The organism is Thermococcus sp. LS2, assembly GCF_012027375.1.
In the GTDB taxonomy this organism is placed as follows: Archaea; Methanobacteriota_B; Thermococci; order Thermococcales; family Thermococcaceae; genus Thermococcus_B.
On record NZ_SNUI01000002.1, the window covers coordinates 1 to 25,803 of the forward strand.

The following is a 25,803-nucleotide window of genomic DNA, read 5'->3' on the forward strand; positions in this document are numbered from 1 at the left end:
TTTTTTTTTTTTTTTTTTTTTTTTTTTTTTTTTGAAAATGAATCATTGAGTCACATTATTTTCTAAATTTTGTAACATAAATATTTTTTAGAAACATTTACCCGCAATTAGAAAATTTCTAATAATAACCAATAATGGTTGCAAAATATCCAACAAGAATAGACCTGTCTTGGTTTTACATTTTTCTTTTGAGAGCCTTGCCCTTTAGGGCGGGGAGGAGGTCAGACTTGAATTCTACTCTTTGCAAAGTATACACTTGTTCATGAAAAATTTTCAATCCAAAAAGAAGTTCAAGAGAGAAAAGAAGCACTCACTTCCCGAGATAATCTTGAAGTTCTTGGGCTTTAACTGTAATTGTTTTTTCATACTCGTCGAAGTTTATGGACTTGATGATCTTGAGTGTTATTGCTCCTTCGCTCAATTCAACGTCAAAAACTCTGCTTGCAATTTCTCTTGCCTCTTGGATGACTTTTTCACCAATTAGGCTCTTGTTGAGGAATACAATGCCAGTAGTTTTCTTGCTACCCAAGAAGGGTCTAATTATCATTCCGAAAAGGCTTTCCAGTGTTAGTGGATCATTCTCATACAACCCCAATATCTTCTCAGCACCCACGACTACCCTCACAACGTAGCTGTCAATTTTTTCAAGCGTTTCCATAAAATGCTTTCTCCAAATTGGAATGTCTGCTTCTAAATCAAGCTTGCTGAGAACCTTTCCAGTAGCCACTATCCCACCAAACTTTATTACCTGAGCCTCCTCAATGACACTAGTATCTATTCCCCCAAGTTCCAGATGTGTCTTGAAAACATGAAGCTGATCCACTGCATCCACTATAACAAACGGAATGTTGTTTTGTCTCAAGTATTTCAGAATAATGTAGAATATTAGATGAATCGGCTCATTTGAAGTATATTCAACAAGAAGTATCTCGCCCTTCTGAATTGTCTTTGCATAGTCAAATATTGATGCCTCAAACCTCTCACTCATAAAGTCACCTCCCCTAGCAGGGGGTTAATTCCCCCTACAAGGAAAATAAATAGATAGTTTGGGGTTAAAAAAAGTTTCTATGGAGGTTTTTCAGAGTTCTGAAATTTATGCAATTTTTTAGAAGATATATCAGTTTTCTTGATATAGTCATGACATTAGGTGTCTATTGTTCCGCCTGAGATTATCGGATTTACCTTAACGATAATCATACTGGTATTTTTGTGAAAAGCAAGAGTTCTTTTATCTTCTTTTCCTTTTAAACTACCGAGGTTTTTATGGTTGCTTTGTTCAAGAATTGTACAAAAAGTGTTCAAAATGCGGCGAAGAAAATGGAGTAGAGAGCTTGTCGATGTCCATGTGCAGCTCCCGAAGTGGCTTGTTCGCAAAATGAAGGACAGTGAATTTTGTTTGGGTGAGTTTCTAGAAATGCGGCTATTTACTGCCCAAAAATCTTTAATAATATGCCAGTTTCTAGAATAGTGGAGTTGCTTGTAAAACAGCAGGTGGGGGTTTTTGGTGCCCCGGCCGGGATTTGAACCCGGGGCGCGGGCTCGAAAGGCCCGCATGTTTGACCGGGCTACACCACCGGGGCGTCCAATATCTTAACCCTTAAGTCCATTTAAAAAGTTTTCGTTATCCCTGAATAGTGCTAAGCAAATTGCCCTTTATGTTTGATTATCAAGATTATGATAAAATTTACCTCACATAAGCTCTTCATTCATTTAGACTGAGCAAGTTACGAGTATAGAGTGAACCTCCGGAAGAAATGTCTTCTAAGGCGTCCGGTTATTCTTAATTCTCGTCAGTTCTACCACAATACTTATTAACTTTTGAAACATATAATATAAATTAAGGGATAAATGTGTTGTATGGTGGAGGGATATGGATAACGTTGAGTTTGAAATTGAAGTGTCTAAAAGGATAAAGGATATCTCAAAAGCTAAAAGAGTCCCTAACTTCATTATGTTCAGCTTTAAAAATAACGTTTTCAAGTGAAGAGTTTGAAATACTTAGAGGGAATGTGAATCTCAGCAAAATTGGACAATTTCTCTTAACAGTAGCTGATATTCTCGAAATCCCTGCTGAAATTCCTTTGATTATTAAGGGAGACAAAATGGTAATCAGCAATGCGTTTGTTAAGACAATAAGGATAGATGATAAAAATGTTCCATTGGCGCTTGTTGAGTGGTATAGGGGGAGAGAATTGGCCGGAATTGAAATTTACCTGAGAGATGCTCACAAATACAGCAATTATTTCGACTTCTTAGTTGGGGAGGCTCTTAATTTGCTAGCCGAATTTAGGAGCGTGAAACTCTTGGAACTTCAACGCAATAACAAGAGTGTGAATGTAAAAGCTTTTGCTAAAGAAGGACGGTTCTTTCAAAACTCAAAGCTCATCATGGAGACGGACTTAACCTTGGAAGGTGTTATTGAATTAGGCAGTCAAGAGCTATTTGGGACTTTTAAGCATCTAAAGGCGATAACTAAAGACGGAAAATCTTATATTTTTGATTTCGACAATAGAACACATGCTCGGAGTGAAAGTTCCTAAAAAAGAGGGCGAGAAAGCAAGGAGAAAACTTTTGGAGCTCGGCATTTTGGATAAAAGCTACAAAGTTAAGCAAGAAGGCGAGTTTTTAGTATTTCCTGTCAAAGCTCCAATTGAAGGATTTGAAATCGTTGAGGCTGATTTTGAGAAAGCTGAAAAGAAACCACACAGCTACCGTGAGGTAGTTAAAGTCCCTGAAGAAGTGAGGAGCCTCTTACCTTCATCCTTTGACATAATTGGAGACATAGCAATAATTGAACTTCCAGAGGAGCTTGTGCAGTATGGAAAGCAAATTGGAGAGGCGATTTTAAAAGTTCACAAGCATATAAAAGCTGTTTTTGCAAAGGGAAGTAAAATTTCCGGAGAGTTTAGAGTTAGAGAACTTATTCATTTAGCGGGGGAAAAGAGAACAGAGACCCTGCATAAAGAAAATGGAATAAAGCTTAAGCTGGATGTTGCGAGGGTTTATTTCTCTCCTCGCTTAGCTACAGAAAGAATGAGAGTCTTTAAAAAAGCTGAAGAAGGAGAAATAGTCTTTGATATGTTTGCTGGTGTTGGTCCTTATTCAATTTTGCTTGCAAAAAAAGTTAGGCTCGTTTTTGCATGCGATATCAACCCCTGGGCAGTAAAATATTTAGAAGAGAACAAGAGACTAAATAAAACGCTCAATGTAATTCCAATTTTAGGAGATGTCAGAAAAGTTGCTGGTCAGATTAAAGCCGATAGAGTCATTATGAACTTACCAAAGTTTGCATATGAGTTTTTAAGAGAGGCTATGTTAAGCGTAAAGAGCGGGGGAATAGTACACTATTATGGATTTTCCCATGAAGATAACTTGTTTGGAGAACATGAGGAGAAAATCAAAACTGTTGCGAGAGAGCTTGGGAGGAGGGTTGAATTCTTGGAGAGAAGGAAAGTGAGGCCCTATGCTCCTTACCAGTACAACATCGCTATTGATTTTAGGGTGCTCTAATGTAAAAACGTCAAATTGCTCCAAGTGGAGGGGAGTCTGAAGAAGCTTTTTTAATTTTCTCAATCCTTGCTTCTATGAATTTTACTAAGAATTCTTCATCGAACTTAAGCTTTCTCCCGTCTAGATAAGCCTTGTATATCTCAAGAGCCTCTTCATCTCGAATTTTCTCAAGGATATTCATGATGTCATTCTTTTTGAGACTTTTTGCTCCGTTAATTAGAGCCAAAAGTCTCACGGTCTCTCCAGCCAATATATGCATCAGCTTTGAATTTCCCTTAGATCTTTTGATCAGCTTTAAAATCCGCTCTATTCTCCAGCCCAAAAGATCTTCAAATTTGTATTCTGGCAGAATATCAGCTATGTCCTTGCCATAAACGACAATGTGGTTTTCAAGAAAATCCTCTTGATAGATTGTCAAAAACTTGAAAGGAACACCTTTTGACAGTGGATCGCCTATATTCTCCAGATATTCCCATGCTAAGTCAACTTCAACAGCATTGATTTCCTTGGTGCAATACTCCAAGATTTGCTTGAGCTTTGGAATAACTGACTCATCTTTTAATATCACGGCAAAAAAGTCCAAGTCACTTACATTTTCGATGAAATCCCCTCTTACAAATGAACCATAAAGAATCAGGGAATAAAGTTCATTTTTTAGTCTAGTATCTTGGATGATCTGCTTTTTAATGCACTCTAAAAACTCCATAACTATCACGGCTCTTTAAGCTTTGGCTTCGGTTCAGCCAAGCTTATAGTTCCGTTAATTTTCTTAAATGAGACTCCATTAATAACGTTGCTTGGTAAGGGCACAGCTTTCCCCTTTTCATCCTCCACTATCCAATTTATTTTGTCTCCTATTTCTACATCAAGAGCTTTGATAATCCCGACGGGCCCTTCAATGATGTATTTTGCAGCATCTCTAGGCATATAAACGCGCCATGGTTTTGCTTTTTTGAAATCAACGACTTCTCTCGCTGAGTTCAGAAATATGACGTCAATGCTTTGAAACATGAAGAACATATGTATTGAGGCGTTTGTCCTTGTTTCAGCTGGCAGAATGAACACGAGGGCATAATTGATATTGGGAGTGAGCATTAATCCTTTAAACCGTTTGAAAAAGGTGTCTGCTAATTTGACTTTTCCGTGCCAGACTTTGTTCTTGGTTTCGTTGATTAGCATGTTTTATAATTATAAAGTCATGGTTGATAAAGTTTCCGAGAGGTAAAATTAAAGGCAAACTTAGAAAAAGCAGAAATTAAAGCTCTCCTTTCAGAGCTTTCTCTCCAAGTTCAAATCCTTTGTGAAGTGCTTTCAAGTTTATCTGCTCCGTTCCTTTTGGAACAGCATCCAAGACGGCCTTTTCTATTGCCTCTTTACTCACAATTCCGGTTATTGTTACGAAGAGACCCAACGTTAATATATTCATCGTTAAGCTGAGTCCTGTAGTTTCTTCAGCAATTTCAGTGAGTGGAAGTGCATAGACTTTGAGCTTGAGCTTTTTCTCTACTTCTTCATTTCTATGGGGGATCAAATCCTTTTCAAGAATCAATACGGCACCTTCCTTCAGCTGGCTGAGATATTTTGAGTAAGCCTCTTGCGAGAGGAAGATTGCATAATCTGGGTGCAGAGTCTTGGGATAATCAATTGGTTCGTCGCTTATAACTACTTCAGCTCTGCTCGCTCCCCCTCTAGATTCTGGACCATAAGATTGGGTTTGCACAGCGTAAAGGCCTTCATAAACTGCCGCAGCTCTCCCAAGGATTACACTTGCCAAAATGACACCTTGACCACCAAAACCGCTGATGAGGACTTCTTTCCTCATTCTTCCCACCCCATCATTTTCTTTGCCCTTTTCTTGTATGCTTCATACTCCTCATCTAAGCTCGGTCTGTCTCTATCGACAAACTCGCCAATGACGATCTTGCCTTCAAGCTCTTCTGGACTCATGTTCTTTGCCTTGCTTATTGGCACTGTAATCTTGTTGTACCACTTTATCAGCTCTGGAGCAGTCTTCATTCTGTTTCTCCTTCCAAAGCTGATTGGACATGGTGAGAGGAACTCAACTAAGCTGAAACCTTTTTTCTGTAAAGCCTTCTTTATGCTGTTTATACCTTGAATATAGTTAAAAACAGTCCATCTCGCGACATAGTTTGCTCCAGCGGCAACAGCTAATTCAGCAATGTCAAACGGATTCTCGAAGCTCCCATATGGTGCAGTTGTCCCCCTTAAGCCCTTCAGGGTTGTTGGAGCTACTTGTCCTCCGGTCATTCCATAGGTGAAGTTGTTGATGAGTATCACAGTCACATCCAGATTTCTCCTGATTGCATGAATGAAGTGGTTTCCACCTATTGCTGCTGTATCCCCGTCTCCCATAAATGCTATAACTTTCAAATCTGGTCTTGCCATCTTTATTCCAGTAGCAAATGCCAAAGCCCTTCCGTGAGTTGTGTGAAGACCATCAAAGTCTACAAATCCCGGGACTCTCGAGGAACAGCCTATTCCGCTCACCCAGACTACCTCGTCTTTACTCCAGCCGAGTTCATCAATTGCTCTAAGCGTGTACTGCAAGACGGTACCAATACCACAGCCAGGACAGAAAATCGTCGGGAGCATATCCTTTCTTAGATATTTATCCCTAATTTCATAACTGAGCTTGAAGCGCATACTTCACACCCCGCATTCGCACTTTTTAACCTCTCTAACAATCTCATGTGGAGTATGAACTTCCCCACCAATCTTTGGAATGAGCTCGACTCTCGCCTTTCCATTTGCTCCCTCTTTAACAAGGTGATATAATTGTCCGAGGTTCATCTCCGGAACGTAGATTGCGTGAACTTGCTCTGCTATCTTTTCAATCATCTCGAAGTCAAAGGGCCAGACAACGTTGAGCTTGAGCAATCCAGCTTTAATACCCTCGTTGCGGAGCATTTTCACAGCTCTGACTGCAGAACGAGCAACAATTCCATAGCTTATTATAGCAACTTCGGCATCATCGAGCTCAAAAGTCTCGTAATCAATGATATCTTTCTTGTTCTTCTCAATCTTGTTTACGATTCTCTCAATAAGCTTGCGATGAATCTCAGCATCAACTGTCTTTGGTCTTCCTTTCTCATCGTGGGTAAGTCCGGTAACATAAGTGCGATATCCTTTTCCAAAGATTGGCATTGGAGGTATCAAATCGCCGTGAATATCGCCAAATGGATACTTTGCTTCCTCTTCATTTGCTGGTAATTTGCGGTAAACGAGCTCTATATCCTCGGGATTTGGGATGTCAACTTTTTCACGCATGTGTCCAACTTCTGCATCTGTGAGCAGAATAACGGGCGTTCTATATTTTTCAGCTAAGTTGAATGCTCTAATGGTCATATCAAAAGCTTCCTGAACAGTCGCTGGGGTTAATACTATTAGACTGTGGTCTCCATGGGTTCCCCAAATTGCCTGCATGACGTCTCCCTGCGCTGCTAAAGTAGGCTGACCTGTTGAGGGTCCGCTTCTTTGGACGTCAACGACGACTATTGGAGTTTCAGTCATGATTGCATAACCAAGGTTTTCCATCATCAAGCTGAATCCCGGACCACTCGTAGCAGTCATGGCCTTAGCTCCAACCCATGAGGCACCAATAATAGCAGCAATGCTTGCTAATTCATCCTCCATTTGAATACATACGCCATCAACAAGAGGCATGTAGAGAGCCATTGCTTCAAAAATCTCGCTTGCTGGTGTGATTGGATAGCCTGCATAAAATCTACACCCAGCTAAAATAGCTGCCCTTGCTATGGCTTCATCACCTTGTATGAAATCACTTTTGCCAACGGGGAAGGGGTATTTCATTTCAATCCCTCCTCATAACCAACCCTAAATGCTTTCAAATTAATCTCTTCAGTCCCTTTCGGGACTCTCCTCCTTATGGCCTCTTCAACACTCTCTTTCTTAACAACTCCAGTCTTAGCAACTAAATAGCCGAGAGCAACCATGTTCACAGTTAAAGCCAATCCGATTGTTTCTTCAGCAATCCTCGTAAAAGGAGCACCTATAAACTCCCTATCTGGCTTAACTAAATCCGTGTCAACTATCAAAAGCCCATCTTCTTTGAGTGAGTCTTTTGTAGTGTTATAGCCGAGCTGAGCCAAAGCCACAAGAACATCAGCCTTGGTGACAATTAAGTCGTAGATTGGTTCTTTTGATATGATCACATCTGCTATCGAGTGCCCTCCTCTTGAGGCTGAGCTGTAATCTTGAGTCTGAACAACATTTAGTCCTTCAATTGCAGCAGCTTCACCCAAAATTACACCGGCCAAAACAACACCTTGTCCACCTATACCAGCTAGTCTAATCTGCATTTTTACCACCCAGACCAAAGTGCTCAGCAACTTCTTCAATCAGCTTGTTAAGCTCCTCCGTAAACTCTGGTCTTTGTCTGTTAACGAATTCCCCGATTACAAATTTGCCCTCTAATTCTTCTTTGCTCATGTTCTTTGCCTTGCTTATTGGTATGGAGTTCTTGAGGAACCATCTGAGCATTTCAGCTGGCTCTTTCATCTTATTTCTCCTTCCAAACTGGACTGGACACTGTGAGATGACCTCAACGAGTGAGAAGCCCTTCACTTGGAGAGCTTTCTTTATGCTCTCTATAAGCTGGTAAACGTGAGCAGTTGTCCATCTTGCAACATAACTTGCCCCAGCTTCGGCAACTACTTCAGCTATGTTCAAAGGATGCTCTATGTTTCTGTAGGGTGTTGTTGTCGTTTTGGCACCAAAAGGTGTTGTTGGTGCAACCTGACCGCCAGTCATTCCGTAGATGAAGTTGTTCACTAAGATGACTGTTATGTCAATATTTCTCCTCGCCGCGTGAATGAGATGATTCCCACCGATTCCAGCTAAATCGCCGTCTCCACTAATCACGACGACCTTCTTATCTGGCAAGCCAACTTTAACACCTGTTGCAAAGGCTATTGCCCTTCCGTGAGTTGTGTGAAGAGTATCAGCCAGGAAGTACGGTGAGGCAATCCAAGCTGAACAGCCAATTCCGCTCACAACAACCAAATCTCTTGGGTCAATCTTGAGCTGGTCAATTGCATTTGCAAAAGCATTAAGAACAGTTCCACCACCACAGCCGGGGCATAAAGCTGTCGGCAGGGCTTCTTTTCTCAGATATTTTGCCATTTTATATTTGGTGTAAATCTCCTTAGCCATCTCACACACCCCTTATCTCGCGGAGAATTTCTTCGACCGTTAAAGGAACTCCACCAATCTTGTTAATGCCTTTTAGAATTACGTCATCGTTCACATAGCGCTGCACTTCAAGGATCAGCTGCCCAAGGTTCATCTCTGGGACGAGAATAGCTCTGACCCTCTTTGCAAGCTCCTTAACCTTTTTACCTGGGAACGGATGAACAGTCTTTGGAATGAAGAGTCCGACTTTCATGCCCTCTTCTCTTGCCTTGAGAACAGCACCAAGGGATGGCCTTGCTGAAACTCCCCAACTTATTACGAGGATTTCCATATCATCGGTGAAATACTCCTCCCACTTCTCTATCTCCTTCTCATGCTTCTCAATCTTCTTGTGCAAACGGTTTACAAGTTTTATATGCACCTCGGGGGTGTAAACATCTCTCAAACCCGTCTCCTTGTGGGTTGAACCTGTTACATGGGTGAAATAACCGTGACCAAAGAGAGGCATCGGCGGAACTAGGGAACCATCAACATCGCCGAATGGATATTTTGCTTCCTTCTCATTTTTGGGGAGCTTTCTGTAAACTATCTCAACTTCTTCTGGGTCGGGAATTCTTATCTGTTCCCTTGTATGTCCAATTACACCATCAGCGAGAAGAACAACGGGAATTCTAAGCTTTTCGGAGATGTTAAATGCTCTTATGGTTTCCCAGAATGAGTCTTCAACACTTATTGGTGAGAGTGCAACAATTGGGTGATCTCCATGAGTTCCCCATCTTGCTTGGAAAAAATCTCCCTGAGCACCTTTTGTTGCTTGTCCAGTTGAAGGTCCACTCCTCTGGACGTCAACTACAACTATTGGAGTTTCAGTCATAATAGCATAGCCAAGATTTTCCTGCATCAGGCTGAATCCAGGGCCACTTGTTGCAGTCATGCTCTTAAGTCCCGTCCAAGATGCCCCTATAATAGCGGCAATACTTCCAATCTCATCCTCCATCTGGATATAATAACCCCTAACTTTTGGTAGCTCCCTTGCCATTGTTTCGGCGATTTCACTCGCTGGTGTTATCGGATAGCCGGCATAAAACCTACAGCCCGCAAAGATTGCTCCGTAGGCTATTGCCTCATCACCTTGCATGAAATAGTTCCCCTTGGGGTAAAGCTTTTTCAGAAGGGCAATTTGCTCTGGTTCATCGCCTCGAATAATCATAATTACCACCTAACTGCTATGGCAAAATCCGGACAGAGCAGTTCGCAGAGTTTACATCTTACGCACTTATCAGCATGAACTGGAACTGGATAGTGCACACCCTTTTCGCTCAGTTCTTTGCTCCATTCAAAGACTTTTCTTGGACAAAGCTCAACGCAAATTCCGCAACCTTTGCAGAGAAAAGTATCAACATCAATTTCCACATTTTTGGTCTTCCCCATCACGAGGTAGTTTTCCTTTTTAATTTCGACATCTGCCATAATCATCACCTGCAAATCGCTCAGTGTTTTTACGTATGTAAAGCATTTAAAGCTTTCGAAAACCAAAAGTGAGGTATCGTCTAAACTAAATACTATGCATCTTTGTGCATTGAAAAAAGAATTTTGAGAGTTTATTTGGCAGTTTTGACAATGCGAATGAACACTTTTTGAAAACATTTTGTAATAAATCCATTTTGCAAATGTAAAGATTGGAAAAATCAGTAAGTGATTAACTGCCAGTCTAAAATTCCTTCTTGAATTATATAACTCCACTCAGCTTTGCATTCGTGGTCAAGATTCTCAAGATATTTGAGTTCTTGAGTTGCCGAAAACTTTCTTATTGCATCGGCAATCATCTTATCACATTCTCCACAGTTGTGAGGACCCCTCTTTGAGCCCGCACCTACTGGGTCGCTGAGGATTCTTTTTTCTGGATAGGTTTTTTTGGCCCATTTTAAAATATCAATAACGCTCCATAACCATGGGGGTCTGTACTCATTTTTCTCCCAAAGCCTTTCATAGGTGGTTCCTTTCTGAATATTTGTGACGTTTATGGAAAATGTATCTGTATAAGGGGCGGCTTTTTTTATGCTTTCTTTTATATCTTCAATTCCATCTCTCTCGCTTAAGAAAATCGGTTTTAAAAGGAGATACGTTTTAACTTTCGCTCCGGCACTTCTTATCTCTTCACTAGCCTTAACAAACTGCTCGAAGGTATTTCCTTTATTTATGCTTACATCAGCTATGTCATCGTTTGCAGTCTCAAGTCCAATGGCGACTTCAAAATGCCTGTCTTTGACAATATCAGCGAGTTCCTTAACAGCATCGTATCTCACAAGCTCTGACCTTGACTCAATCACAATTTCCTTAATATTATTATATTCAGCCAGAAGTTTGAAAATTTCCTTTCTTGTCTCTGGTTTAAGCTCACCGTCATCAAGAAAGCTTCCGGAAGTAAAAATCCTTACAGCAACTCTCTCTTTCCCTTCAATTTTCTTAAGGGCTTTTTTCACATATTCAATTATTTCCTCTTGACTCCATGGGTTTTTAGGAGCAGATGCTGGATAAGAGCACATATAGCAAGCTTGTCCTATTCTATAACGGTAGCATCCAATAGTTGGCAAAATTATGAATAGTGCAACCCCTTTTTCTCCGGCAACATTGTCTTCGCTTGTCCAATATGTCATTTTCCCACCTACTAGGGCATTGGAGTTCGGGTTTTTAAAGTTGCTGTGCTCTTTTTCAACTTGCAAAGAGAAAGGGTTATATCTGTGGACTAGTAATTTAAATTTGGTGATAACTGTGGCACTAAGCCAAGCAAAAACGTATGGTGGAATTGGGGCTATACTAGCTTTACTTGGAGGAGCAATCCCAAAAATTGGGAGCGCTTTGAGCATAGTTGGTATTGTGCTCATCCTTCTAGCAGTGAAGGAAATTGCAGATGAAGTTGGCGACGAAACAGTTTTCAGGAACTACCTAATTTCGTTCATACTCCAAATTGGGGCATTTATTGCCCTGATAATTGCCATCGTAGCAGTTCTAGGAACATCAATCATAGCAATGGGAGGCCCAAGGGCCTTTGAGCATGAAATTCGAAATCTTGAGGCAGCCATGGCTATCATAGGTAGCATCCTTGTTGGCTTTGTAATATTCTGGATTCTGTTCTCACTTGGAGCTTACTATCTAAAGAAAAGCTATGAGTTAATAGCTTACTATACAGACGTTGATCTCTTTAAGACAACAGGACTGCTCTATTTCATAGGGGCTTTAACTGCGATAATCATGATTGGACTGCTTATAATCTTTGTGGCGAGAATTCTTGAGATTGTAGCTTACTTTTCTCTTCCAGAAGAGCTACCGTCCAAGCAAAGTTCAGTAATAATCTGAATTGTTCTTCTTTTTAATTTTTACCACAAATTTATAAGCAATTCTGGAGAGTTTAATTCATGCCAAAAATACTCATAACAAACGATGATGGAATTTACTCAAAGGGGATAAGAGCTGCAGTTGAGGCTTTGCAAGAACTTGGGGAGATTTACGTTGTTGCTCCTATGTTTCAGAGGAGTGCAAGCGGAAGGGCAATGACTTTGCACAGACCTCTTAGAGCTAAGCGTGTAAATATGGAAGGAGCTAGAGCAGCTTATGCTTTGGATGGGATGCCCGTGGACTGTATAATTTTTGCTTTGGCACGCTTTGGAAGCTTTGATTTAGCAATTAGCGGAATTAATCTGGGCGAAAATATGAGCACCGAGATTACAATCTCTGGAACTGCAAGTGCTGCGATCGAAGCTGCAACTCATGGAATTCCAAGCATAGCGATAAGCTTAGAGGTGGACAGAGAGAAGCACAAATTTGGAAGTGGAGAAGAGATAGACTTCACGATGGCAAAGCTCTTTCTAAAAAAGATTGCAGAGGCTGTTCTTAAAAGAGGACTTCCAGAGGGTGTGGACATGCTCAATGTTAACGTTCCCTATGATGCAAATGAAAACACTCCAATAGAGATTACGAGACTGGCTAGAAGAATGTACAATCCTTCAATTGAGGAAAGAATAGACCCAAAGGGGACACCCTATTATTGGATTGTCGGGACACAGTGTCCGAGAGAAGTGCTCGAACCGGGGACAGATATGTATGCTGTAAAAGTTGAGAGAAAAGTCAGCGTGACTCCAATAAATATAGACATGACAGCTAGGGTGGATTTAGGGCAATTAAGGAAGCACTTGGGAATTTAGATTTAATGCTTAACTTTTTAAACCCTACCTTCTTTGTCTGGTTGGTGATGAATGAGTGGATGTCTTACTAAAGAACTTACTTTATGCTTATGCAGCATTGTTTGCTATAACTAATCCCGTTGGAGCAGTGCCAGTGTTTTTGAGCGTAACACACGGGATTTCATTGCGAGATAGGGTTAGGATTGCCAAAAAAGTTATGATAACGGTATTCCTCACATTAGTGATCTTTGCTGTGATTGGAGAGTGGATATTCTCATTTTTTGGCTCAAGTGTTGATGCTTTCTCAATTGCGGGTGGGATATTGCTTTTCAGAATGGCCCTTGACATGCTCAGCGGACAGATTTCAAAGGTTAAGATAAGCGAAGAAGAAGCAGAGGAGATAACGCTTGAGGATATTGCAATAATTCCTTTAGCAATTCCCCTAATTTCTGGCCCAGGTGCAATAACGACCGTAATGCTCTATATGGCAAAAAGCCCAACTGTAATTGAAAAATCAATGGTTTTGCTAGCAGTTCTATTAGTTAGCATAACTACATACTTAATTCTACTTTCAGCAGATAAAGTTGAAAAGAAGCTCGGAAAGGTTGGAATTAAGGTCTTAACAAGGATGATGGGCTTAATACTAGCATCAATTGCAGTTCAAATGGTCATAAACGGAATCAAGGGTGCTTTTAATTTGTGAGTTCATTTCTCTCTCTTTTATGGACTCCTCAAGAAGTGAAGTGAATGTGGAATGAGATACGCTTAGCTCTCTTTATCGTCCTTATGGAAAGATTTATAACCCAACTTTTTAAGTGAATGATGAACAAGATTATCGCTAAAGGTGATGTAAATGGGAAGAAGGGAAGAATTGATTGCGAAAATTAAGGAGTTAATGACTCAGCCTGAGAGAATTAGGAATATGGGTATTGCCGCTCACATTGACCACGGTAAGACAACCTTGAGTGATAACCTATTGGCAGGAGCGGGAATGATTAGCGAGGAATTAGCTGGAAAGCAGCTTGTTCTTGACTTTGACGAGCAAGAGCAGGCAAGAGGTATTACAATCAATGCAGCTAACGTTTCAATGGTTCACACCTACGAAGGCAAAGAATATCTCATCAACCTAATTGACACTCCGGGTCACGTTGACTTCGGTGGTGACGTTACAAGAGCTATGAGAGCAATTGATGGTGCAATTATCGTCGTTGACGCTGTCGAGGGTGTTATGCCACAGACTGAGACAGTTCTGAGACAAGCTCTGAGAGAGTACGTTAAGCCCGTTCTCTTCATCAACAAGGTTGACCGTTTAATTAGAGAGCTCAAGCTCACCCCACAGCAGATGCAGGAGAGATTCGTCAAGATAATCACAGATGTCAACAGGCTCATCAAGAGATACGCCCCAGAAGAGTTCAAGAAGGAATGGCTGGTTAACGTTAACGACGGAAGCGTTGCATTCGGTTCAGCTTACTACAACTGGGCTTTGAGCGTCCCATTCATGAAGAAGACTGGGGTTTCCTTCAAGGAAATAATCGACCTCACACTGAAGGGAGACAACAAGACACTCAGAAAGAAGGCTCCTCTCCACGTCGTCGTCCTTGACATGGTCGTTAGACACTTGCCAAACCCATTAGAGGCTCAGAAGTACAGAATTCCACACCTCTGGAGAGGCGACATTAACAGCGAAGTTGGTCAGGCAATGCTCAACTGTGATCCAAAGGGCAAGATGGTCATGGTAGTTACAAAGATTATCATTGACAAGCACGCTGGAGAGGTTTCAACAGGTAGAGTCTGGAGTGGTACTGTTAGGACAGGTCAAGAGGTTTACCTCATCTCTGCAAAGAGAAAGGCAAGAATCCAGCAGGTCGGTATCTACATGGGTCCAGAGAGAGTTAACATGGAGGCAGTTCCCGCTGGAAACATCGTTGCTGTGACAGGTTTGAGAGATGCAATCGCTGGTGAAACTGTCGCTCAAGAGCCAATTGAGCCATTTGAAGCTCTGCACTACACAAGCGAGCCAGTCGTTACAGTTGCAATTGAAGCAAAGAACATTAAGGACTTGCCAAGACTTATTGAAGCACTCAGACAACTCGCTAAGGAAGACCCAACACTCCAAGTTAAGATTGACCAAGAAACTGGGCAGCACTTGCTCAGCGGTATGGGAGAATTGCACTTAGAGGTCAAGCTCTACAAGCTCAAGGAAGACTGGGGAATTGACGTCGAAGTTTCAGAGCCAATCGTCGTTTACAGAGAGAGCATTACAAAGGTCAGCCCAATCGTTGAAGGAAAATCACCAAACAAGCACAACAGGTTCTACGTCGTTGTTGAGCCAATGCCAGATGAGATTTACCAAGCAATTAAAGATGGAGAAATTCCAGAGGGAAGACCAAAGGACAGGAAAGCTGTTGCTAAGAAGCTCGCTGAGTTAGGAATGGACTATGAAATGGCTAAGGGTATTGTTGATGTCTACAGAGGAAACATATTCTTGGACAACACCAAGGGTATCCAGTACCTCAACGAAGTTATGGATCTCTTAGTTGATGGTTTCCACCAAGCAATGGATGAGGGACCACTTGCAAAAGAGCCAGTCATGAAGGTCATAGTGAGGTTAGTTGATGCCCAGATCCACGAGGACAACGTCCACAGAGGTCCAGCCCAGATTTATCCAGCAATCAGAACAGCCATTCACTGTGCAATGATGAAAGCCAACCCAGTTCTCTACGAGCCATACCAGAAGGTTATCATCAACGTTCCATACGAGTACATGGGTCCAGTCAGCAGAGAAATCAGCCAGAGAAGAGGCCAGCTCATTGATATGAGGCAAGAAGGTGAAGTTATGACGATCATTGCAAAGGCTCCAGTTGCTGAGATGTTCGGATTCGCTGGAGCAATTAGAAGTGCAACAAGCGGTAGAGCATTATGGAGCACAGAGCACGCTGGATTCGAAAGGGTTCCACAAGAATTGGCAGTTAATGTCATCAGACAGATTAGACAGAGAAAGGGACTCGATCCAAACCCACCAACAGAGAAGGACATCTGTCCACAGATTTGATTTCCTTTTCTATTCTCTCTTAGATTCCTATTTATACATGTCTCATTGTATTGTTCTATTTGGACATTCTTTGCTCTAAAAATGCCCTCCTTGTGAAAACTGCAATTAGTTAACTTTTTAAACCCTCCTTTGTATCTTCCTTTGGACTCATGAGGCTCTCTTGCAAAAAGCGGGTTTCCCGCTCAAGAGAGCCGAGGTTACAGAAAGCTTTAAAAACCTATCCTAGTCAATAAGGTTAGGCACGAATTTGGAGGTGGATAAAAATGGCAAAGGAGAAGCCACACGTTAATATTGTGTTTATCGGACACGTCGACCACGGTAAGAGTACAACAATCGGTAGATTGCTCTTTGACACCAAGAACATCCCAGAGCAGATTATCCAGAAGTTCGAGCAAATGGGTGAAAAGGGTAAGTCATTCAAGTTCGCTTGGGTCATGGACAGACTCAAGGAAGAGAGAGAAAGAGGTATTACAATTGACGTTGCTCACACCAAGTTCGAGACTCCACACAGATACATTACAATCATTGACGCTCCAGGTCACAGAGACTTCGTTAAGAACATGATTACCGGTGCTTCACAGGCTGATGCTGCTGTTCTCGTCGTTGCAGCTACAGATGGTGTCATGCCACAGACCAAGGAGCACGCATTCCTTGCAAGAACACTCGGTATCAACCACATAATCGTTGCAATCAACAAGATGGACATGGTCAACTACGACGAGAAGAGATTCAAGGAGGTTGCTGCTCAGGTCGAGAAGCTCCTCAAGATGCTCGGTTACAAGAACTTCCCAATCATCCCAATCTCAGCATGGAATGGTGACAACGTCGTAAACAGAAGCGACAAGATGCCATGGTACAAGGGCCCAACACTCATCGAGGCTCTTGACCAGATTCCAGAGCCACCAAAGCCAGTTGACAAGCCACTCAGAATCCCAATCCAGGACGTTTACTCAATTAAGGGTGTCGGTACAGTCCCAGTTGGTAGAGTTGAGACTGGTAAGCTTAAGGTTGGTGACGTAGTCATCTTCGAGCCAGCCAGCACAATCTTCCACAAGCCAATCCAGGGTGAAGTCAAGAGCATTGAGATGCACCACGAGCCACTCCAAGAGGCTCTCCCAGGTGACAACATCGGATTCAACGTCAGAGGTGTCAGCAAGAACGACATCAAGAGAGGTGACGTCGCTGGACACACAACCAACCCACCAACAGTTGTCAGACCAAAGGACACATTCAAGGCCCAGATTATCGTCCTCAACCACCCAACAGCAATTACCGTTGGTTACACACCAGTCCTCCACGCACACACCACACAGGTTGCTGTCAGATTCGAGCAGATCCTTGCAAAGCTTGACCCAAGAACAGGTAACATCGTCGAGGAGAACCCACAATTCATCAAGACCGGTGACTCAGCTATCGTCATCCTCAGACCAACCAAGCCAATGGTCATCGAGCCAGTTAAGGAGATTCCACAGCTCGGTAGATTCGCTATCAGAGACATGGGTCAAACAGTCGCTGCTGGTATGGTTATATCCATCCAAAAGGGCGAGTGAAGCCCTTTCTCTCTTAGTTCTTTCTTTTAGTTGATTTCTTGGGAGGTAGCAAAGATGCAAAAGGCAAGGATCAAGCTTGCAAGCACTAATATAAAGTCTCTTAATGAGGTAGCAGACCAGATCAGGCAAATTGCAGAGAGGACAGGAGTCAGAATGAGCGGTCCAATTCCGCTTCCAACAAAGAGAATCAGGATCACAACAAGGAAGAGCCCAGATGGAGAAGGAACAGCAACATTTGACCGATTTGAGCTTAGAGTTCACAAGAGGCTCATTGACATTGAAGCTGATGAGAGAGCTATGAGACAGATAATGAGAATTCGCGTTCCTGAAGACGTAACAATCGAAATCGAGCTCATCTCATGATTGCTCTTCTTATTTTTAATGCCGGGGTAGCCTAGCCTGGGAAGGCGCGGGCCTGGAGAGTCCGTGGGCGTTAAGCCCTCCGGGGTTCAAATCCCCGCCCCGGCGCCATAAATTCTTTAAACATTTTTTCCAACTTGTACTGCTGGTGGCATTAATGAATCAAGAGGCCAAGGGAACGCTGTTTGCTTTCATAGCTCTAATACTTGTGGGAATTGAACCAGTCATTATTAAGTCAAACCCTGTTGACCCTCTCAGCTTTGCAGCATTTTCTGCACTATTTGCGTCTTTGATACTGTGGATAATGATTTTTCCCTTAAACACATGGAGAGAACTAAAAGAAAGCCCCGAGCATCTTCACAAAGCTTTTCTTGTAGGTCTTTTTGGAACAACCCTAGCATACATTGCATATTCATATGGTACTCGAATGAGCACGGCAATAAATGCATCTCTAATAACGAGAAGTGAAGTGTTGTATTCGTTTGTACTCTCATATCTGTTTTTGAGGGAGAAGATAACTAGAAGGCAGTTCAGCTTTTCTTTGGTTATTCTTTTGGGACTCGTTCTTGTAATAACCCAGGGAAAGCTCATAGAGCCCAAGAAAGGTGATGTGTTGCTTTTACTCACACCCCTATTCTGGCAGATGGGGCATACAATAGCAAAGCAGTTGCCATATTCCCCTTATCTAATAGCTACTCTCAGAAATACATTTGGAGGATTGGTTCTTTTGGCCCTAACTTTGCCATTTGGGTTAGAATTCACCGCTCTGGCTGTAGTTGAGGGGGTTATAATCGCCTTAACACAAGCCTTGTGGTATTCATCTTTAAAGCTCATCAACCTTTCGAAAGCTACTGCTATAATTACGCCAGCACCAGCTATTGCCATTGGGTTATCAACACTCCTTGGGGAGAGATTTACACTTTATCATATTCTAGGATTCATCTTAATAGCACTAGGAACTTTGGAAGTATCAAAAGTGAAAAGTGAGCAACGTTAGTCATCAAAACTATCGAAAGGTTCTTCCATAAGTCTTTCAATTGCCTTCCTCTTCTTCTTTTCAAAGTCTTCTTTGTCTAGAAATTCCCAGTAGTGCTTGTCCTCTGGAAACTTGCCTTCCTTTACCTCGTTTTTGTATTCCTCAAGGGCAAGCTGAATCATGCTCCTTAAATCGGCATATTTTTTGACGAATGGAGGAACATTCTCATAAATTCCCAAAAGGTCATGCCAAACCAAAACCTGACCGTCAACGTATGGTCCAGAACCAATTCCAATTGTCGGTATCTTAACTTCCTCAGTTACCAGCTTTGCAACATCAGCTAGCACGAACTCTAGAACAACGGCAAATGCTCCCGCTTTTTCCAGAGCTTTTGCGTCCCTAAGAATTTCCTCAATTTCTTCCTCAGTCTCACCCATTAATCGGTAACCACCTAAACGGAGATAGCGCTGAGGTGTTAAACCAGTATGTCCCATCACGGGTATTCCCACTCTCACGAGCTTTCTAACAAGTTTTCTGTGGTCATAGCCGCCTTCAATCTTCACAGCATCGGCACCTGCTTGGATGAGCTTTGCCGCATTTCTAAGCCCTTCTTCAACGCTAACTTCATAGCTCATGAAGGGCATGTCTGCCAAAACCAATCCTCTTTTAACGGCTTTAGCAACGGCTCTTGTGTGATAAGTCATTTGCTCCATAGAAACGCTTAGTGTATTCGGCTCACCGTAAACGACCATGCCAAGTGAATCTCCAACAAAAATGATGTCAATTCCCGCTTTATCTGCTATCAGCGCTGAGGGGTAATCATAAGCCGTTACCATAACAATTTTTTCTTTTCCCTTCATTTCCATAATTTTCCTTGGAGTCATCTCTCTCATATTCTCACCCAAGCCTAATAAACCCCCAAGGAATATTAACCTATCGGAGGTGAGAAGATGAAGATGAGAAAGTGGGAGCACTATGAGCATACAGCAGACATAGGGATTAGAGGATATGGAAGGACTCTCGAAGAAGCTTTTGAGAATGTTGCCATGGCACTGTTTGACGTGATGGTAGATGTGAGAAAAGTCGAACCAAAAGAAGTGAGGGAGATTGAAGTTAGCGGCGAGGATTTATATGCTCTGCTCTACAACTTCCTTGAAGAGCTCTTGATTCTCCACGATACTGAGGGACTTGTATTTTCAGACTTTGAAGTTAAGATCGAGAAAACCGAAGAAGGCTATAAGCTTAAAGCCAAGGCCTATGGAGAACCTTTAGATTATGGAAAGCACGAGCCTAAAGAGGAAGTTAAGGCAATAACATATCATGACATGAAGATTGAGCAGTTGGAAGATGGAACATGGATTGCTCAATTAGTGCCAGATTTGTGAAGCAAAGCTCTTAAATTACATAAAGAAAATTTAATTTGGAGGTGTGGGAATATGGTTCCGCTGAAGAGAATTGACGAAATTAGATGGGAGATACCAAAGTTTGATAGAAGAATGAGAGTTCCTGGTAGGGTCTATGCAGATGATGTTTTAATCCAAAAGATGCGCCAAGATAGAACACTTGAGCAAGCTGCAAATGTTGCCATGCTTCCTGGAATTTACAAGTACTCAATAGTCATGCCCGATGGTCACCAGGGTTATGGTTTCCCAATTGGTGGCGTTGCAGCTTTTGATGCTAAAGAGGGTGTTATCAGTCCAGGTGGAGTAGGTTATGACATAAATTGTGGTGTAAGGCTGGTTAGGACAAACTTAACAGAAAAGGAAGTCAGACCAAAGATTAAACAGCTCGTTGATACTCTTTTCAAAAATGTTCCAAGTGGGTTAGGAAGCAAGGGAAAGGTTAGGCTCCAACGCATTCAGCTTGATGATGTATTAGCTGATGGTGCAAAGTGGGCAGTTGACAACGGCTACGGCTGGAAAGATGATTTAGAGCACTTAGAAGAAGGAGGAAGAATGGAAGGGGCTGACCCTGATGCCGTGAGCGATACAGCTAAGAAGAGAGGAGCACCTCAATTAGGCTCTCTCGGCAGTGGAAACCACTTCTTAGAAGTTCAGGTGGTTGATAAAATTTTCGACGAAGAGATAGCCAAGGCTTACGGTTTGTTTGAGGGCCAAGTTGTTGTCATGATTCACACGGGTTCGAGAGGTTTAGGGCATCAAGTTTGTAGTGATTACCTTAGAACCATGGAGAAAGCTGTGAGAAAGTACAACCTCCCATGGCCCGATAGAGAGTTAGTTAGCGTTCCATTCCAAAGTGAAGAAGGACAGCGCTACTTCAGTGCAATGAAAGCTGCGGCGAACTTTGCATGGGCAAACAGGCAGATGATTACTCACTGGGTCAGGGAGAGCTTTGAGGAAGTTTTCAAGCAAAAGGCAGAGGATTTGGAGATGCACATCGTTTACGACGTTGCTCACAACATAGCGAAGCTTGAGGAGCATGAAATTAATGGCAAAAAGGTTAAGGTTGTTGTTCACAGAAAAGGTGCAACAAGGGCATTTCCACCAGGACATGAGGCAGTACCAAAAGCTTACCGCGATGTTGGGCAGCCTGTCTTAATCCCTGGTTCAATGGGTACTGCAAGCTACGTTCTAGCTGGAACTGAAGGTTCAATGAAAGAAGCTTTTGGTTCAACATGCCACGGTGCTGGAAGAGTCCTTAGCAGAAAAGCTGCAACAAGACAGTACAGAGGAGACAAGCTTAAGAACGAGCTCATGCAGAGAGGAATTTACATCAGAGCAGCAAGCTTAAGAGTTGTTGCAGAAGAGGCACCAGGAGCTTATAAGAACGTTGACAACGTCGTCAATGTCGTTGCAAAGGCTGGAATTGCAAAGCTAGTTGCAAGAATGAGGCCTATTGGAGTTGCTAAGGGTTGATCTGTATTTTCTTAGTTTTTGTATTCTTAGTTGCATTTCATCATCTCAGATCGCTCGTCATAAATTTTACGTAGGCTATGCTAAATGGTAAGAGTAATTGAACAATTAAAATTGCTAAATTGTTGAAGGCTAAACTCAAGGATTCTCCAATTGGAAAATAATCATTGGCAAACTCATCTCCTGCAAAAGACGCTATAACAAGCTGACTGTAGTGGCTTGCTGGACTTAGGGATTTAAGGCGTTTTTTCCACATGTTGAGCTTGTTCTGCCATTCTTCAAAAGCTGGGCATGTGTAATCCGTGTAGATCGGCACTGGCTCTCCAGAAGAGGAAGTCTCAATTCTTGGTGGTGGACAATAAGGCTGCTCACCAGCGATTTTGCCAGCAACAGCTTCTGCCATCATGGGATATACGAGGGTTAAGAAGATTGCAAGTACGATGGCAATGAGCATTGAAGTTTCTGGCTTTTTGAGGAGCGAGGAGAGCATTATTCCAAGGCTCAAAAAGGTAAGCATGTAAATTAGCGTAAACACTGCCGCTAAAAGTGCTCTAACCATCGAAGGCCCATCTATCGGGACACCAATTGTCAGAAAGTAGGCAATTGAAAAAACATAACCAATGAAGATTATAAGCATTAAAGCCAAAGCGTTTCCTAAAAATTTGCCATTGATGAATTGGTCTCTATAGATGGGGTGGCTTAAGAGGACTTTAATTGTGCCTTCCTCAATTTCTTTGTTTATTGAATCTGCTCCAAGGGCTACACCAATGAGTGCTCCAAAGACTGTTAAAGTCTCTAAGTTCATGAAAATTGAGAGAGATACCGGAGTTTGAGCTATCTGCCCTTGGCCTCCAAAAATTGTATCAACGGAAAACACTCTAATTTGACCCGCAGATGCTATTATTTCATCTTTAAGCGCATAGTTCATGAGGAAGATAAAAAAGAGGTAGAATACCAATATTCCTATGAATCTTTTGCTTCTCACTGCCACGTAAAATTCCTTGAACGCCATGTTCAATTCTTTCATGATTTAACCTCCTTACCTTCTTCCAATGCGACGCATCATAAATATTACTGCTCCAAATGTAAGCACGAGTATCAGTATTCCAAGATAAGCTGAGCTGGAGCTCTGCCTTACTCTAACTCTTATGCTGTCCTCCCATTCTGTCTGATCTGATTTTACTGTGATTGTAACCCTGTATTCTCCAGCTGGCGTTGTCTCTGGAACTTTAATTGTTAAAGTTACCTCTTGGTATCCCGTTCTGTCAAGCTTTGCAATTCTCTCTGGCGAAACAGTGACCTCCCAGCCATCTGGAGCTTTTACATTGAAATTTATGTTGGTTATCGGGGCTGTTCCGGGATTTGTAAGAACTATCTTAGTTGAAACTTCTTTCCCAGCTTGAACAGAGAGCTGATAGTTCATCAAATTAACATCAAGTTCATATTTCCCGATGAGTTCAATTTCAAGCTCTTTCTCAAACTTCATTCCAGAGGAGCTTTCGACAATAAGCTTTGCATGATACGTTCCTGGTTGTGCATTAAATGAAGGAATGATCTTAAGCCAGACCGATTTTGACTGTCCACTATCAATGCTTATTGAATTAACTCCGATATTACTCTGTGGATCTCTGAGGAAGCGATAAGCCCAATCGCTGGGGAGACCAACTAAAGAAAGCTTGTATTCATCAGCCTCTTTTCCTAAGTTAAGAATCCGGATTTCATAGGGAAGCTGATAATCAAAGCTTACAGACAGCGTTTCGGTGTCCATCTCAACTTTGAAATAATATGCTGCCCTCTGAAGGGTTACAGTTAAGCTTTTCTCCTCTCCATCTAGCAGCTCCACTTCCTCCGTGATATTTGAGTATCCCTCTTTCTCTACTGTGAGTTTGTATCTTCCTGGATCGAGCTCAGTTCTAAGTTGCCCCGCTGTATCTGTGAAGTGGGTTGTTCCATTGATAAAGACTTTTGCTTTTGGAACAGGGCTGCCTTCATCGTCAATAACAGCTAAGAAGAGCGTTGCTTTCTCTCCTTTATAGGTCCTATATACGAATACACTGAACGAGTAGCTCTCATTGTTTATGGCAACTTTGATGGTGTGGCTTCCTAAGTCTGCATTTCTTGGAATTTCAACAATGAGAGAGATCTCTTGAGGAGTGGCACTGGGCAGAAGGAAAGACCTAACCCTAACCCCGTTAAGCACAAAGTATGCATCCCAATCCCTTGGTTTTTCAAGCACTTGAAGATTCACAACCTTGTCAGAACCATAATTGGTAAGCGTAATTGGGAATGCTACTTTTTCGCCAGCTTCGCTTTCTATGGACAGAATTGAGAGTTTCACCTCAATTTCTTCCCTTTGCTGGACAGATATCTTAATTTCACCAAGTTCTTCACCTATCGAGAATTTAATTATGCTGACACCACTTGCATCTTCTGGAATGTTAACAGCTAGAGTTAAGTATCTCTTTTCCAAGGATTTGAGAGTTATTTCACTCACTTCATACCCTTTTTGAGCATCTACAAGCTTTACATCCCATCCCATAGGTTTTGATACAATCTTAAGCGGCAGTGTTATGTCATCGTTACCATTGTTGACAACTTCAATAGGAATCTCAACATAATCCCCAGCTTTAGCAGTTATTGCATCAAAAGTGTAGTGGATTTCATAATTTAATTGCGGAACCCTTTCAACTGTAATGTCTGCTAGATAAACCAAGAGCTTTCCGTTAAGGTACTCAAGTGCTAGTCTGTCGTAGACTTCGTAAGAAGAATTCGTGATTATATACTCCGTTGAACCAATTTTGATGGTAATATTCTCATTAGTCATGTTCAAAACTTCAAAAGTGTAACCGTCAACTGTGTAGCTCTTTCCTACTTCGGGTGTTATCTCTTGAGAAACTTGAGGCTGATATTGGATTATGAGGAACAACTGCTCGCCATCAAAGCTCCCTGGAATTATCTTGAGATTTTCAACTTCGATGACGCCACCGAATTTGACCATTTGAAGGGCTTTTATATCATTTCCCTCATAGATTATGAGATATGGAAGGTAATCTTTGCTTAAGGTCAGCTTGATTTGATATCCACCAACTTGAAGACTTTCTCCAACCTTAATTCTTCCCTGAAACACTTCAATCCAAGGCTGAGCATTTGAGATAGGGAGGAGTGAGAGTATCAATAAGCCAGCAATAAGCAAGCTGAGTTTTTTCATAAATTTCACCTCTTGTAGATTGTCTTTAGGAACACATCCTCCAAACTTGGCTCTTTAATTTCCAAGCTGACTATGGTTATGCCCCTTTTGGATAGGTATTCGGATATGTCTCCTCTGATGTCTTCCTTTGCGAATATAATAGCTTTGTTATTGTTGACGTATTCCACTCTTATAACTCCCGGTAGATCAATCTCTGGCAGTGGTTGCTTTGTCTCAACAGTGATTTCATACCCCTCAAGCTCCATGAACTGCTTTTTAATTTCCTCTAATGTTCCTAATGCCCTAAGTTTTCCTTTTACGATTATCCCAACCTTATCGCTTAACTCTTCGACTTCGCTGAGTATGTGGGAAGAAAAGAATACTGTTTTTCCTTTTTTGCGTTCTTCCCTGACAATGCTTTTGACAAGAAACGCTCCTTCGGGATCAAGTCCACTCGTTGGTTCATCCAGGATTAATACTTCTGGATCGTTGATTAAAGCTTGGGCTAATAATAAACGTTGTTTCATGCCTTTAGAGAATGTTTTAACCTTTCTGTACTTTACATCCCACAGTCCAACAAGCTTTAACAGCTCTTCAATGCGCTTCTCCTTTTCTTGCTTCGAGAAGTTGTAAAAGTTTGCGAAGAAATCTAAGTTCCTCCAAGCGGTCAGCTCTTCATAGATGGTAGCATTTTCGGGTAGAAATCCAATTCTCTCCTTGACTTTAATAGGCTCCCTCAATACATCATGTCCTAGAATCCTAATAGTTCCCTCATCGGGTATTATCAACCCAAGCATGCTCAAAATCGTTGTAGTTTTGCCTGCACCATTTGGGCCTAAAAATCCGAAAACAATACCTTTTTCAACATTTAGCGTAAGTCCATCAACTGCTTTTAAATTTCCGTAAACCTTAGTGAGATTTTCAATTTCAATTGCATACATG

General features: G+C 41.9%; 26 protein-coding genes and 2 tRNA genes. 12 read left to right on the forward strand and 16 right to left on the reverse strand.

Annotation, left to right across the window (positions count from 1 at the left end):
• Nucleotides 1-310: 310 nt before the first annotated feature.
• Both E3E24_RS02575 and E3E24_RS02580 read right to left on the reverse strand, forming a co-directional pair.
• A complete protein-coding gene (locus tag E3E24_RS02575) occupies nucleotides 311-988 on the reverse strand; it encodes a DUF257 family protein (protein ID WP_167915613.1) in 678 nt (225 codons plus the stop codon).
• 514 nt (nucleotides 989-1,502) lie between these two features.
• Nucleotides 1,503-1,580: transfer RNA gene (locus E3E24_RS02580), tRNA-Glu, on the reverse strand.
• 429 nt (nucleotides 1,581-2,009) lie between these two features.
• Here E3E24_RS02580 and E3E24_RS02585 point away from each other — a divergent pair.
• On the forward strand, nucleotides 2,010-2,540 hold the full coding sequence (locus E3E24_RS02585) for a hypothetical protein (RefSeq protein WP_167915614.1): 531 nt from the start codon (nucleotides 2,010-2,012) through the stop codon (nucleotides 2,538-2,540).
• Nucleotides 2,518-3,510, forward strand: coding sequence for a class I SAM-dependent methyltransferase family protein (locus tag E3E24_RS02590; RefSeq protein WP_167915615.1), 993 nt, complete (start codon nucleotides 2,518-2,520; stop codon nucleotides 3,508-3,510). Before E3E24_RS02585 ends, E3E24_RS02590 begins: the two co-directional genes overlap by 23 nt.
• Nucleotides 3,511-3,520: 10 nt before the next feature.
• On the opposite strand, the gene E3E24_RS02595 is transcribed toward E3E24_RS02590, so the two are convergent.
• The 10 genes from E3E24_RS02595 to E3E24_RS02640 all read right to left on the reverse strand — a co-directional run bounded on the left by E3E24_RS02595 (nucleotide 3,521) and on the right by E3E24_RS02640 (nucleotide 11,339).
• On the reverse strand, nucleotides 3,521-4,216 hold the full coding sequence (locus tag E3E24_RS02595) for a nucleotidyltransferase domain-containing protein (protein WP_167915697.1): 696 nt from the start codon (nucleotides 4,214-4,216) through the stop codon (nucleotides 3,521-3,523).
• A gap of 5 nt (nucleotides 4,217-4,221) precedes the next feature.
• Nucleotides 4,222-4,689 carry a DUF192 domain-containing protein gene (locus E3E24_RS02600; RefSeq protein WP_167886815.1) on the reverse strand — a complete coding sequence of 156 codons (468 nt, stop codon included), beginning with the start codon at nucleotides 4,687-4,689 and terminating at the stop codon, nucleotides 4,222-4,224.
• Between the two features lie 76 nt (nucleotides 4,690-4,765).
• The gene (locus tag E3E24_RS02605) at nucleotides 4,766-5,332 is read right to left on the reverse strand and encodes a 2-oxoacid:ferredoxin oxidoreductase subunit gamma (protein ID WP_167915616.1); all 567 of its coding nucleotides are present in this window, start codon (nucleotides 5,330-5,332) and stop codon (nucleotides 4,766-4,768) included.
• The gene (locus E3E24_RS02610; protein WP_167886817.1) at nucleotides 5,329-6,174 is read right to left on the reverse strand and encodes a 2-oxoacid:ferredoxin oxidoreductase subunit beta; all 846 of its coding nucleotides are present in this window, start codon (nucleotides 6,172-6,174) and stop codon (nucleotides 5,329-5,331) included. Before E3E24_RS02610 ends, E3E24_RS02605 begins: the two co-directional genes overlap by 4 nt.
• 3 nt (nucleotides 6,175-6,177) lie before the next feature.
• On the reverse strand, nucleotides 6,178-7,341 hold the full coding sequence (locus E3E24_RS02615) for a 2-oxoacid:acceptor oxidoreductase subunit alpha (protein ID WP_167886818.1): 1,164 nt from the start codon (nucleotides 7,339-7,341) through the stop codon (nucleotides 6,178-6,180).
• Complete coding sequence (locus E3E24_RS02620) at nucleotides 7,338-7,850, reverse strand: 2-oxoacid:ferredoxin oxidoreductase subunit gamma (RefSeq protein ID WP_167915617.1); 513 nt, start codon at nucleotides 7,848-7,850, stop codon at nucleotides 7,338-7,340. The genes E3E24_RS02615 and E3E24_RS02620 overlap by 4 nt, the downstream gene beginning before the upstream one ends.
• Nucleotides 7,840-8,703: a 2-oxoacid:ferredoxin oxidoreductase subunit beta gene (locus E3E24_RS02625; RefSeq protein WP_167886820.1), complete on the reverse strand. Its 864-nt coding sequence runs from the start codon at nucleotides 8,701-8,703 to the stop codon at nucleotides 7,840-7,842. Before E3E24_RS02625 ends, E3E24_RS02620 begins: the two co-directional genes overlap by 11 nt.
• Nucleotide 8,704: 1 nt before the next feature.
• The gene (locus E3E24_RS02630) at nucleotides 8,705-9,892 is read right to left on the reverse strand and encodes a 2-oxoacid:acceptor oxidoreductase subunit alpha (protein ID WP_167915618.1); all 1,188 of its coding nucleotides are present in this window, start codon (nucleotides 9,890-9,892) and stop codon (nucleotides 8,705-8,707) included.
• 2 nt (nucleotides 9,893-9,894) lie between these two features.
• Nucleotides 9,895-10,152 carry a 2-oxoglutarate ferredoxin oxidoreductase subunit delta gene (locus E3E24_RS02635; RefSeq protein WP_167915619.1) on the reverse strand — a complete coding sequence of 86 codons (258 nt, stop codon included), beginning with the start codon at nucleotides 10,150-10,152 and terminating at the stop codon, nucleotides 9,895-9,897.
• A 218-nt stretch (nucleotides 10,153-10,370) separates the two neighbouring features.
• Nucleotides 10,371-11,339, reverse strand: a complete 969-nt coding sequence (locus E3E24_RS02640) for an archaeosine biosynthesis radical SAM protein RaSEA (protein WP_167915620.1) — start codon at nucleotides 11,337-11,339, stop codon at nucleotides 10,371-10,373.
• Between the two features lie 106 nt (nucleotides 11,340-11,445).
• Between E3E24_RS02640 and E3E24_RS02645 the strand changes: the two genes are divergently transcribed.
• The 8 genes from E3E24_RS02645 to E3E24_RS02680 all read left to right on the forward strand — a co-directional run bounded on the left by E3E24_RS02645 (nucleotide 11,446) and on the right by E3E24_RS02680 (nucleotide 18,822).
• Nucleotides 11,446-12,039, forward strand: a complete 594-nt coding sequence (locus tag E3E24_RS02645; RefSeq protein WP_370520443.1) for a DUF996 domain-containing protein — start codon at nucleotides 11,446-11,448, stop codon at nucleotides 12,037-12,039.
• Between the two features lie 59 nt (nucleotides 12,040-12,098).
• Nucleotides 12,099-12,884: a 5'/3'-nucleotidase SurE gene (gene surE, locus E3E24_RS02650; protein ID WP_167886824.1), complete on the forward strand. Its 786-nt coding sequence runs from the start codon at nucleotides 12,099-12,101 to the stop codon at nucleotides 12,882-12,884.
• Between the two features lie 55 nt (nucleotides 12,885-12,939).
• Complete coding sequence (gene snatA / locus E3E24_RS02655) at nucleotides 12,940-13,566, forward strand: neutral amino acid NAAT transporter SnatA (protein ID WP_167915621.1); 627 nt, start codon at nucleotides 12,940-12,942, stop codon at nucleotides 13,564-13,566.
• A 150-nt stretch (nucleotides 13,567-13,716) separates the two neighbouring features.
• Nucleotides 13,717-15,915 carry an elongation factor EF-2 gene (locus E3E24_RS02660; RefSeq protein ID WP_167915622.1) on the forward strand — a complete coding sequence of 733 codons (2,199 nt, stop codon included), beginning with the start codon at nucleotides 13,717-13,719 and terminating at the stop codon, nucleotides 15,913-15,915.
• A gap of 263 nt (nucleotides 15,916-16,178) precedes the next feature.
• Nucleotides 16,179-17,465 (forward strand): translation elongation factor EF-1 subunit alpha, encoded by a 1,287-nt coding sequence (gene tuf, locus E3E24_RS02665; protein ID WP_167915623.1) that lies wholly within the window; start codon nucleotides 16,179-16,181, stop codon nucleotides 17,463-17,465.
• A 54-nt stretch (nucleotides 17,466-17,519) separates the two neighbouring features.
• On the forward strand, nucleotides 17,520-17,828 hold the full coding sequence (gene rpsJ, locus E3E24_RS02670; RefSeq protein ID WP_167886828.1) for a 30S ribosomal protein S10: 309 nt from the start codon (nucleotides 17,520-17,522) through the stop codon (nucleotides 17,826-17,828).
• 20 nt (nucleotides 17,829-17,848) lie between these two features.
• A tRNA-Ser gene (locus E3E24_RS02675) sits at nucleotides 17,849-17,936 on the forward strand.
• Nucleotides 17,937-17,982: 46 nt separating this feature from the next.
• On the forward strand, nucleotides 17,983-18,822 hold the full coding sequence (locus tag E3E24_RS02680) for a DMT family transporter (RefSeq protein WP_167886855.1): 840 nt from the start codon (nucleotides 17,983-17,985) through the stop codon (nucleotides 18,820-18,822).
• Here E3E24_RS02680 and panB read toward each other — a convergent pair.
• Nucleotides 18,819-19,694: a 3-methyl-2-oxobutanoate hydroxymethyltransferase gene (gene panB / locus E3E24_RS02685; RefSeq protein WP_167886829.1), complete on the reverse strand. Its 876-nt coding sequence runs from the start codon at nucleotides 19,692-19,694 to the stop codon at nucleotides 18,819-18,821. The genes E3E24_RS02680 and panB overlap by 4 nt on opposite strands.
• A gap of 63 nt (nucleotides 19,695-19,757) precedes the next feature.
• Between panB and E3E24_RS02690 the strand changes: the two genes are divergently transcribed.
• Nucleotides 19,758-20,186, forward strand: coding sequence for an archease (locus E3E24_RS02690; RefSeq protein ID WP_167886856.1), 429 nt, complete (start codon nucleotides 19,758-19,760; stop codon nucleotides 20,184-20,186).
• Nucleotides 20,187-20,237: 51 nt separating this feature from the next.
• Complete coding sequence (locus E3E24_RS02695; protein WP_167886830.1) at nucleotides 20,238-21,677, forward strand: RtcB family protein; 1,440 nt, start codon at nucleotides 20,238-20,240, stop codon at nucleotides 21,675-21,677.
• 40 nt (nucleotides 21,678-21,717) lie between these two features.
• Here E3E24_RS02695 and E3E24_RS02700 read toward each other — a convergent pair whose 3' ends face one another.
• The 3 genes from E3E24_RS02700 to E3E24_RS02710 are packed head-to-tail and all read right to left on the reverse strand — an operon-like array spanning nucleotide 21,718 to nucleotide 25,802.
• On the reverse strand, nucleotides 21,718-22,701 hold the full coding sequence (locus E3E24_RS02700; RefSeq protein WP_167886831.1) for an ABC transporter permease: 984 nt from the start codon (nucleotides 22,699-22,701) through the stop codon (nucleotides 21,718-21,720).
• A gap of 12 nt (nucleotides 22,702-22,713) precedes the next feature.
• On the reverse strand, nucleotides 22,714-24,882 hold the full coding sequence (locus E3E24_RS02705) for an NEW3 domain-containing protein (RefSeq protein WP_167886832.1): 2,169 nt from the start codon (nucleotides 24,880-24,882) through the stop codon (nucleotides 22,714-22,716).
• 5 nt (nucleotides 24,883-24,887) lie between these two features.
• The gene (locus E3E24_RS02710) at nucleotides 24,888-25,802 is read right to left on the reverse strand and encodes an ABC transporter ATP-binding protein (RefSeq protein WP_167886833.1); all 915 of its coding nucleotides are present in this window, start codon (nucleotides 25,800-25,802) and stop codon (nucleotides 24,888-24,890) included.
• Nucleotide 25,803 lies beyond the last annotated feature (1 nt).

What these genes read in the sequence shown, in the direction of transcription:
- E3E24_RS02575 (WP_167915613.1), bottom strand. Translation starts at nt 988, where the DNA reads ATGAGTGAGAGGTTTGAGGCATCAATATTTGACTATGCAAAGACAATT.
- E3E24_RS02590 (WP_167915615.1), top strand. Translation starts at nt 2,518, where the DNA reads ATGCTCGGAGTGAAAGTTCCTAAAAAAGAGGGCGAGAAAGCAAGGAGA.
- E3E24_RS02595 (WP_167915697.1), bottom strand. Translation starts at nt 4,216, where the DNA reads ATGGAGTTTTTAGAGTGCATTAAAAAGCAGATCATCCAAGATACTAGA.
- E3E24_RS02600 (WP_167886815.1), bottom strand. Translation starts at nt 4,689, where the DNA reads ATGCTAATCAACGAAACCAAGAACAAAGTCTGGCACGGAAAAGTCAAA.
- E3E24_RS02605 (WP_167915616.1), bottom strand. Translation starts at nt 5,332, where the DNA reads ATGAGGAAAGAAGTCCTCATCAGCGGTTTTGGTGGTCAAGGTGTCATT.
- E3E24_RS02610 (WP_167886817.1), bottom strand. Translation starts at nt 6,174, where the DNA reads ATGCGCTTCAAGCTCAGTTATGAAATTAGGGATAAATATCTAAGAAAG.
- E3E24_RS02615 (WP_167886818.1), bottom strand. Translation starts at nt 7,341, where the DNA reads ATGAAATACCCCTTCCCCGTTGGCAAAAGTGATTTCATACAAGGTGAT.
- E3E24_RS02620 (WP_167915617.1), bottom strand. Translation starts at nt 7,850, where the DNA reads ATGCAGATTAGACTAGCTGGTATAGGTGGACAAGGTGTTGTTTTGGCC.
- E3E24_RS02625 (WP_167886820.1), bottom strand. Translation starts at nt 8,703, where the DNA reads ATGGCTAAGGAGATTTACACCAAATATAAAATGGCAAAATATCTGAGA.
- E3E24_RS02630 (WP_167915618.1), bottom strand. Translation starts at nt 9,892, where the DNA reads ATGATTATTCGAGGCGATGAACCAGAGCAAATTGCCCTTCTGAAAAAG.
- E3E24_RS02635 (WP_167915619.1), bottom strand. Translation starts at nt 10,152, where the DNA reads ATGGCAGATGTCGAAATTAAAAAGGAAAACTACCTCGTGATGGGGAAG.
- E3E24_RS02640 (WP_167915620.1), bottom strand. Translation starts at nt 11,339, where the DNA reads ATGACATATTGGACAAGCGAAGACAATGTTGCCGGAGAAAAAGGGGTT.
- surE (WP_167886824.1), top strand. Translation starts at nt 12,099, where the DNA reads ATGCCAAAAATACTCATAACAAACGATGATGGAATTTACTCAAAGGGG.
- E3E24_RS02660 (WP_167915622.1), top strand. Translation starts at nt 13,717, where the DNA reads ATGGGAAGAAGGGAAGAATTGATTGCGAAAATTAAGGAGTTAATGACT.
- tuf (WP_167915623.1), top strand. Translation starts at nt 16,179, where the DNA reads ATGGCAAAGGAGAAGCCACACGTTAATATTGTGTTTATCGGACACGTC.
- rpsJ (WP_167886828.1), top strand. Translation starts at nt 17,520, where the DNA reads ATGCAAAAGGCAAGGATCAAGCTTGCAAGCACTAATATAAAGTCTCTT.
- E3E24_RS02680 (WP_167886855.1), top strand. Translation starts at nt 17,983, where the DNA reads ATGAATCAAGAGGCCAAGGGAACGCTGTTTGCTTTCATAGCTCTAATA.
- panB (WP_167886829.1), bottom strand. Translation starts at nt 19,694, where the DNA reads ATGAGAGAGATGACTCCAAGGAAAATTATGGAAATGAAGGGAAAAGAA.
- E3E24_RS02690 (WP_167886856.1), top strand. Translation starts at nt 19,758, where the DNA reads ATGAGAAAGTGGGAGCACTATGAGCATACAGCAGACATAGGGATTAGA.
- E3E24_RS02695 (WP_167886830.1), top strand. Translation starts at nt 20,238, where the DNA reads ATGGTTCCGCTGAAGAGAATTGACGAAATTAGATGGGAGATACCAAAG.
- E3E24_RS02700 (WP_167886831.1), bottom strand. Translation starts at nt 22,701, where the DNA reads ATGAAAGAATTGAACATGGCGTTCAAGGAATTTTACGTGGCAGTGAGA.
- E3E24_RS02705 (WP_167886832.1), bottom strand. Translation starts at nt 24,882, where the DNA reads ATGAAAAAACTCAGCTTGCTTATTGCTGGCTTATTGATACTCTCACTC.
- E3E24_RS02710 (WP_167886833.1), bottom strand. Translation starts at nt 25,802, where the DNA reads ATGTATGCAATTGAAATTGAAAATCTCACTAAGGTTTACGGAAATTTA.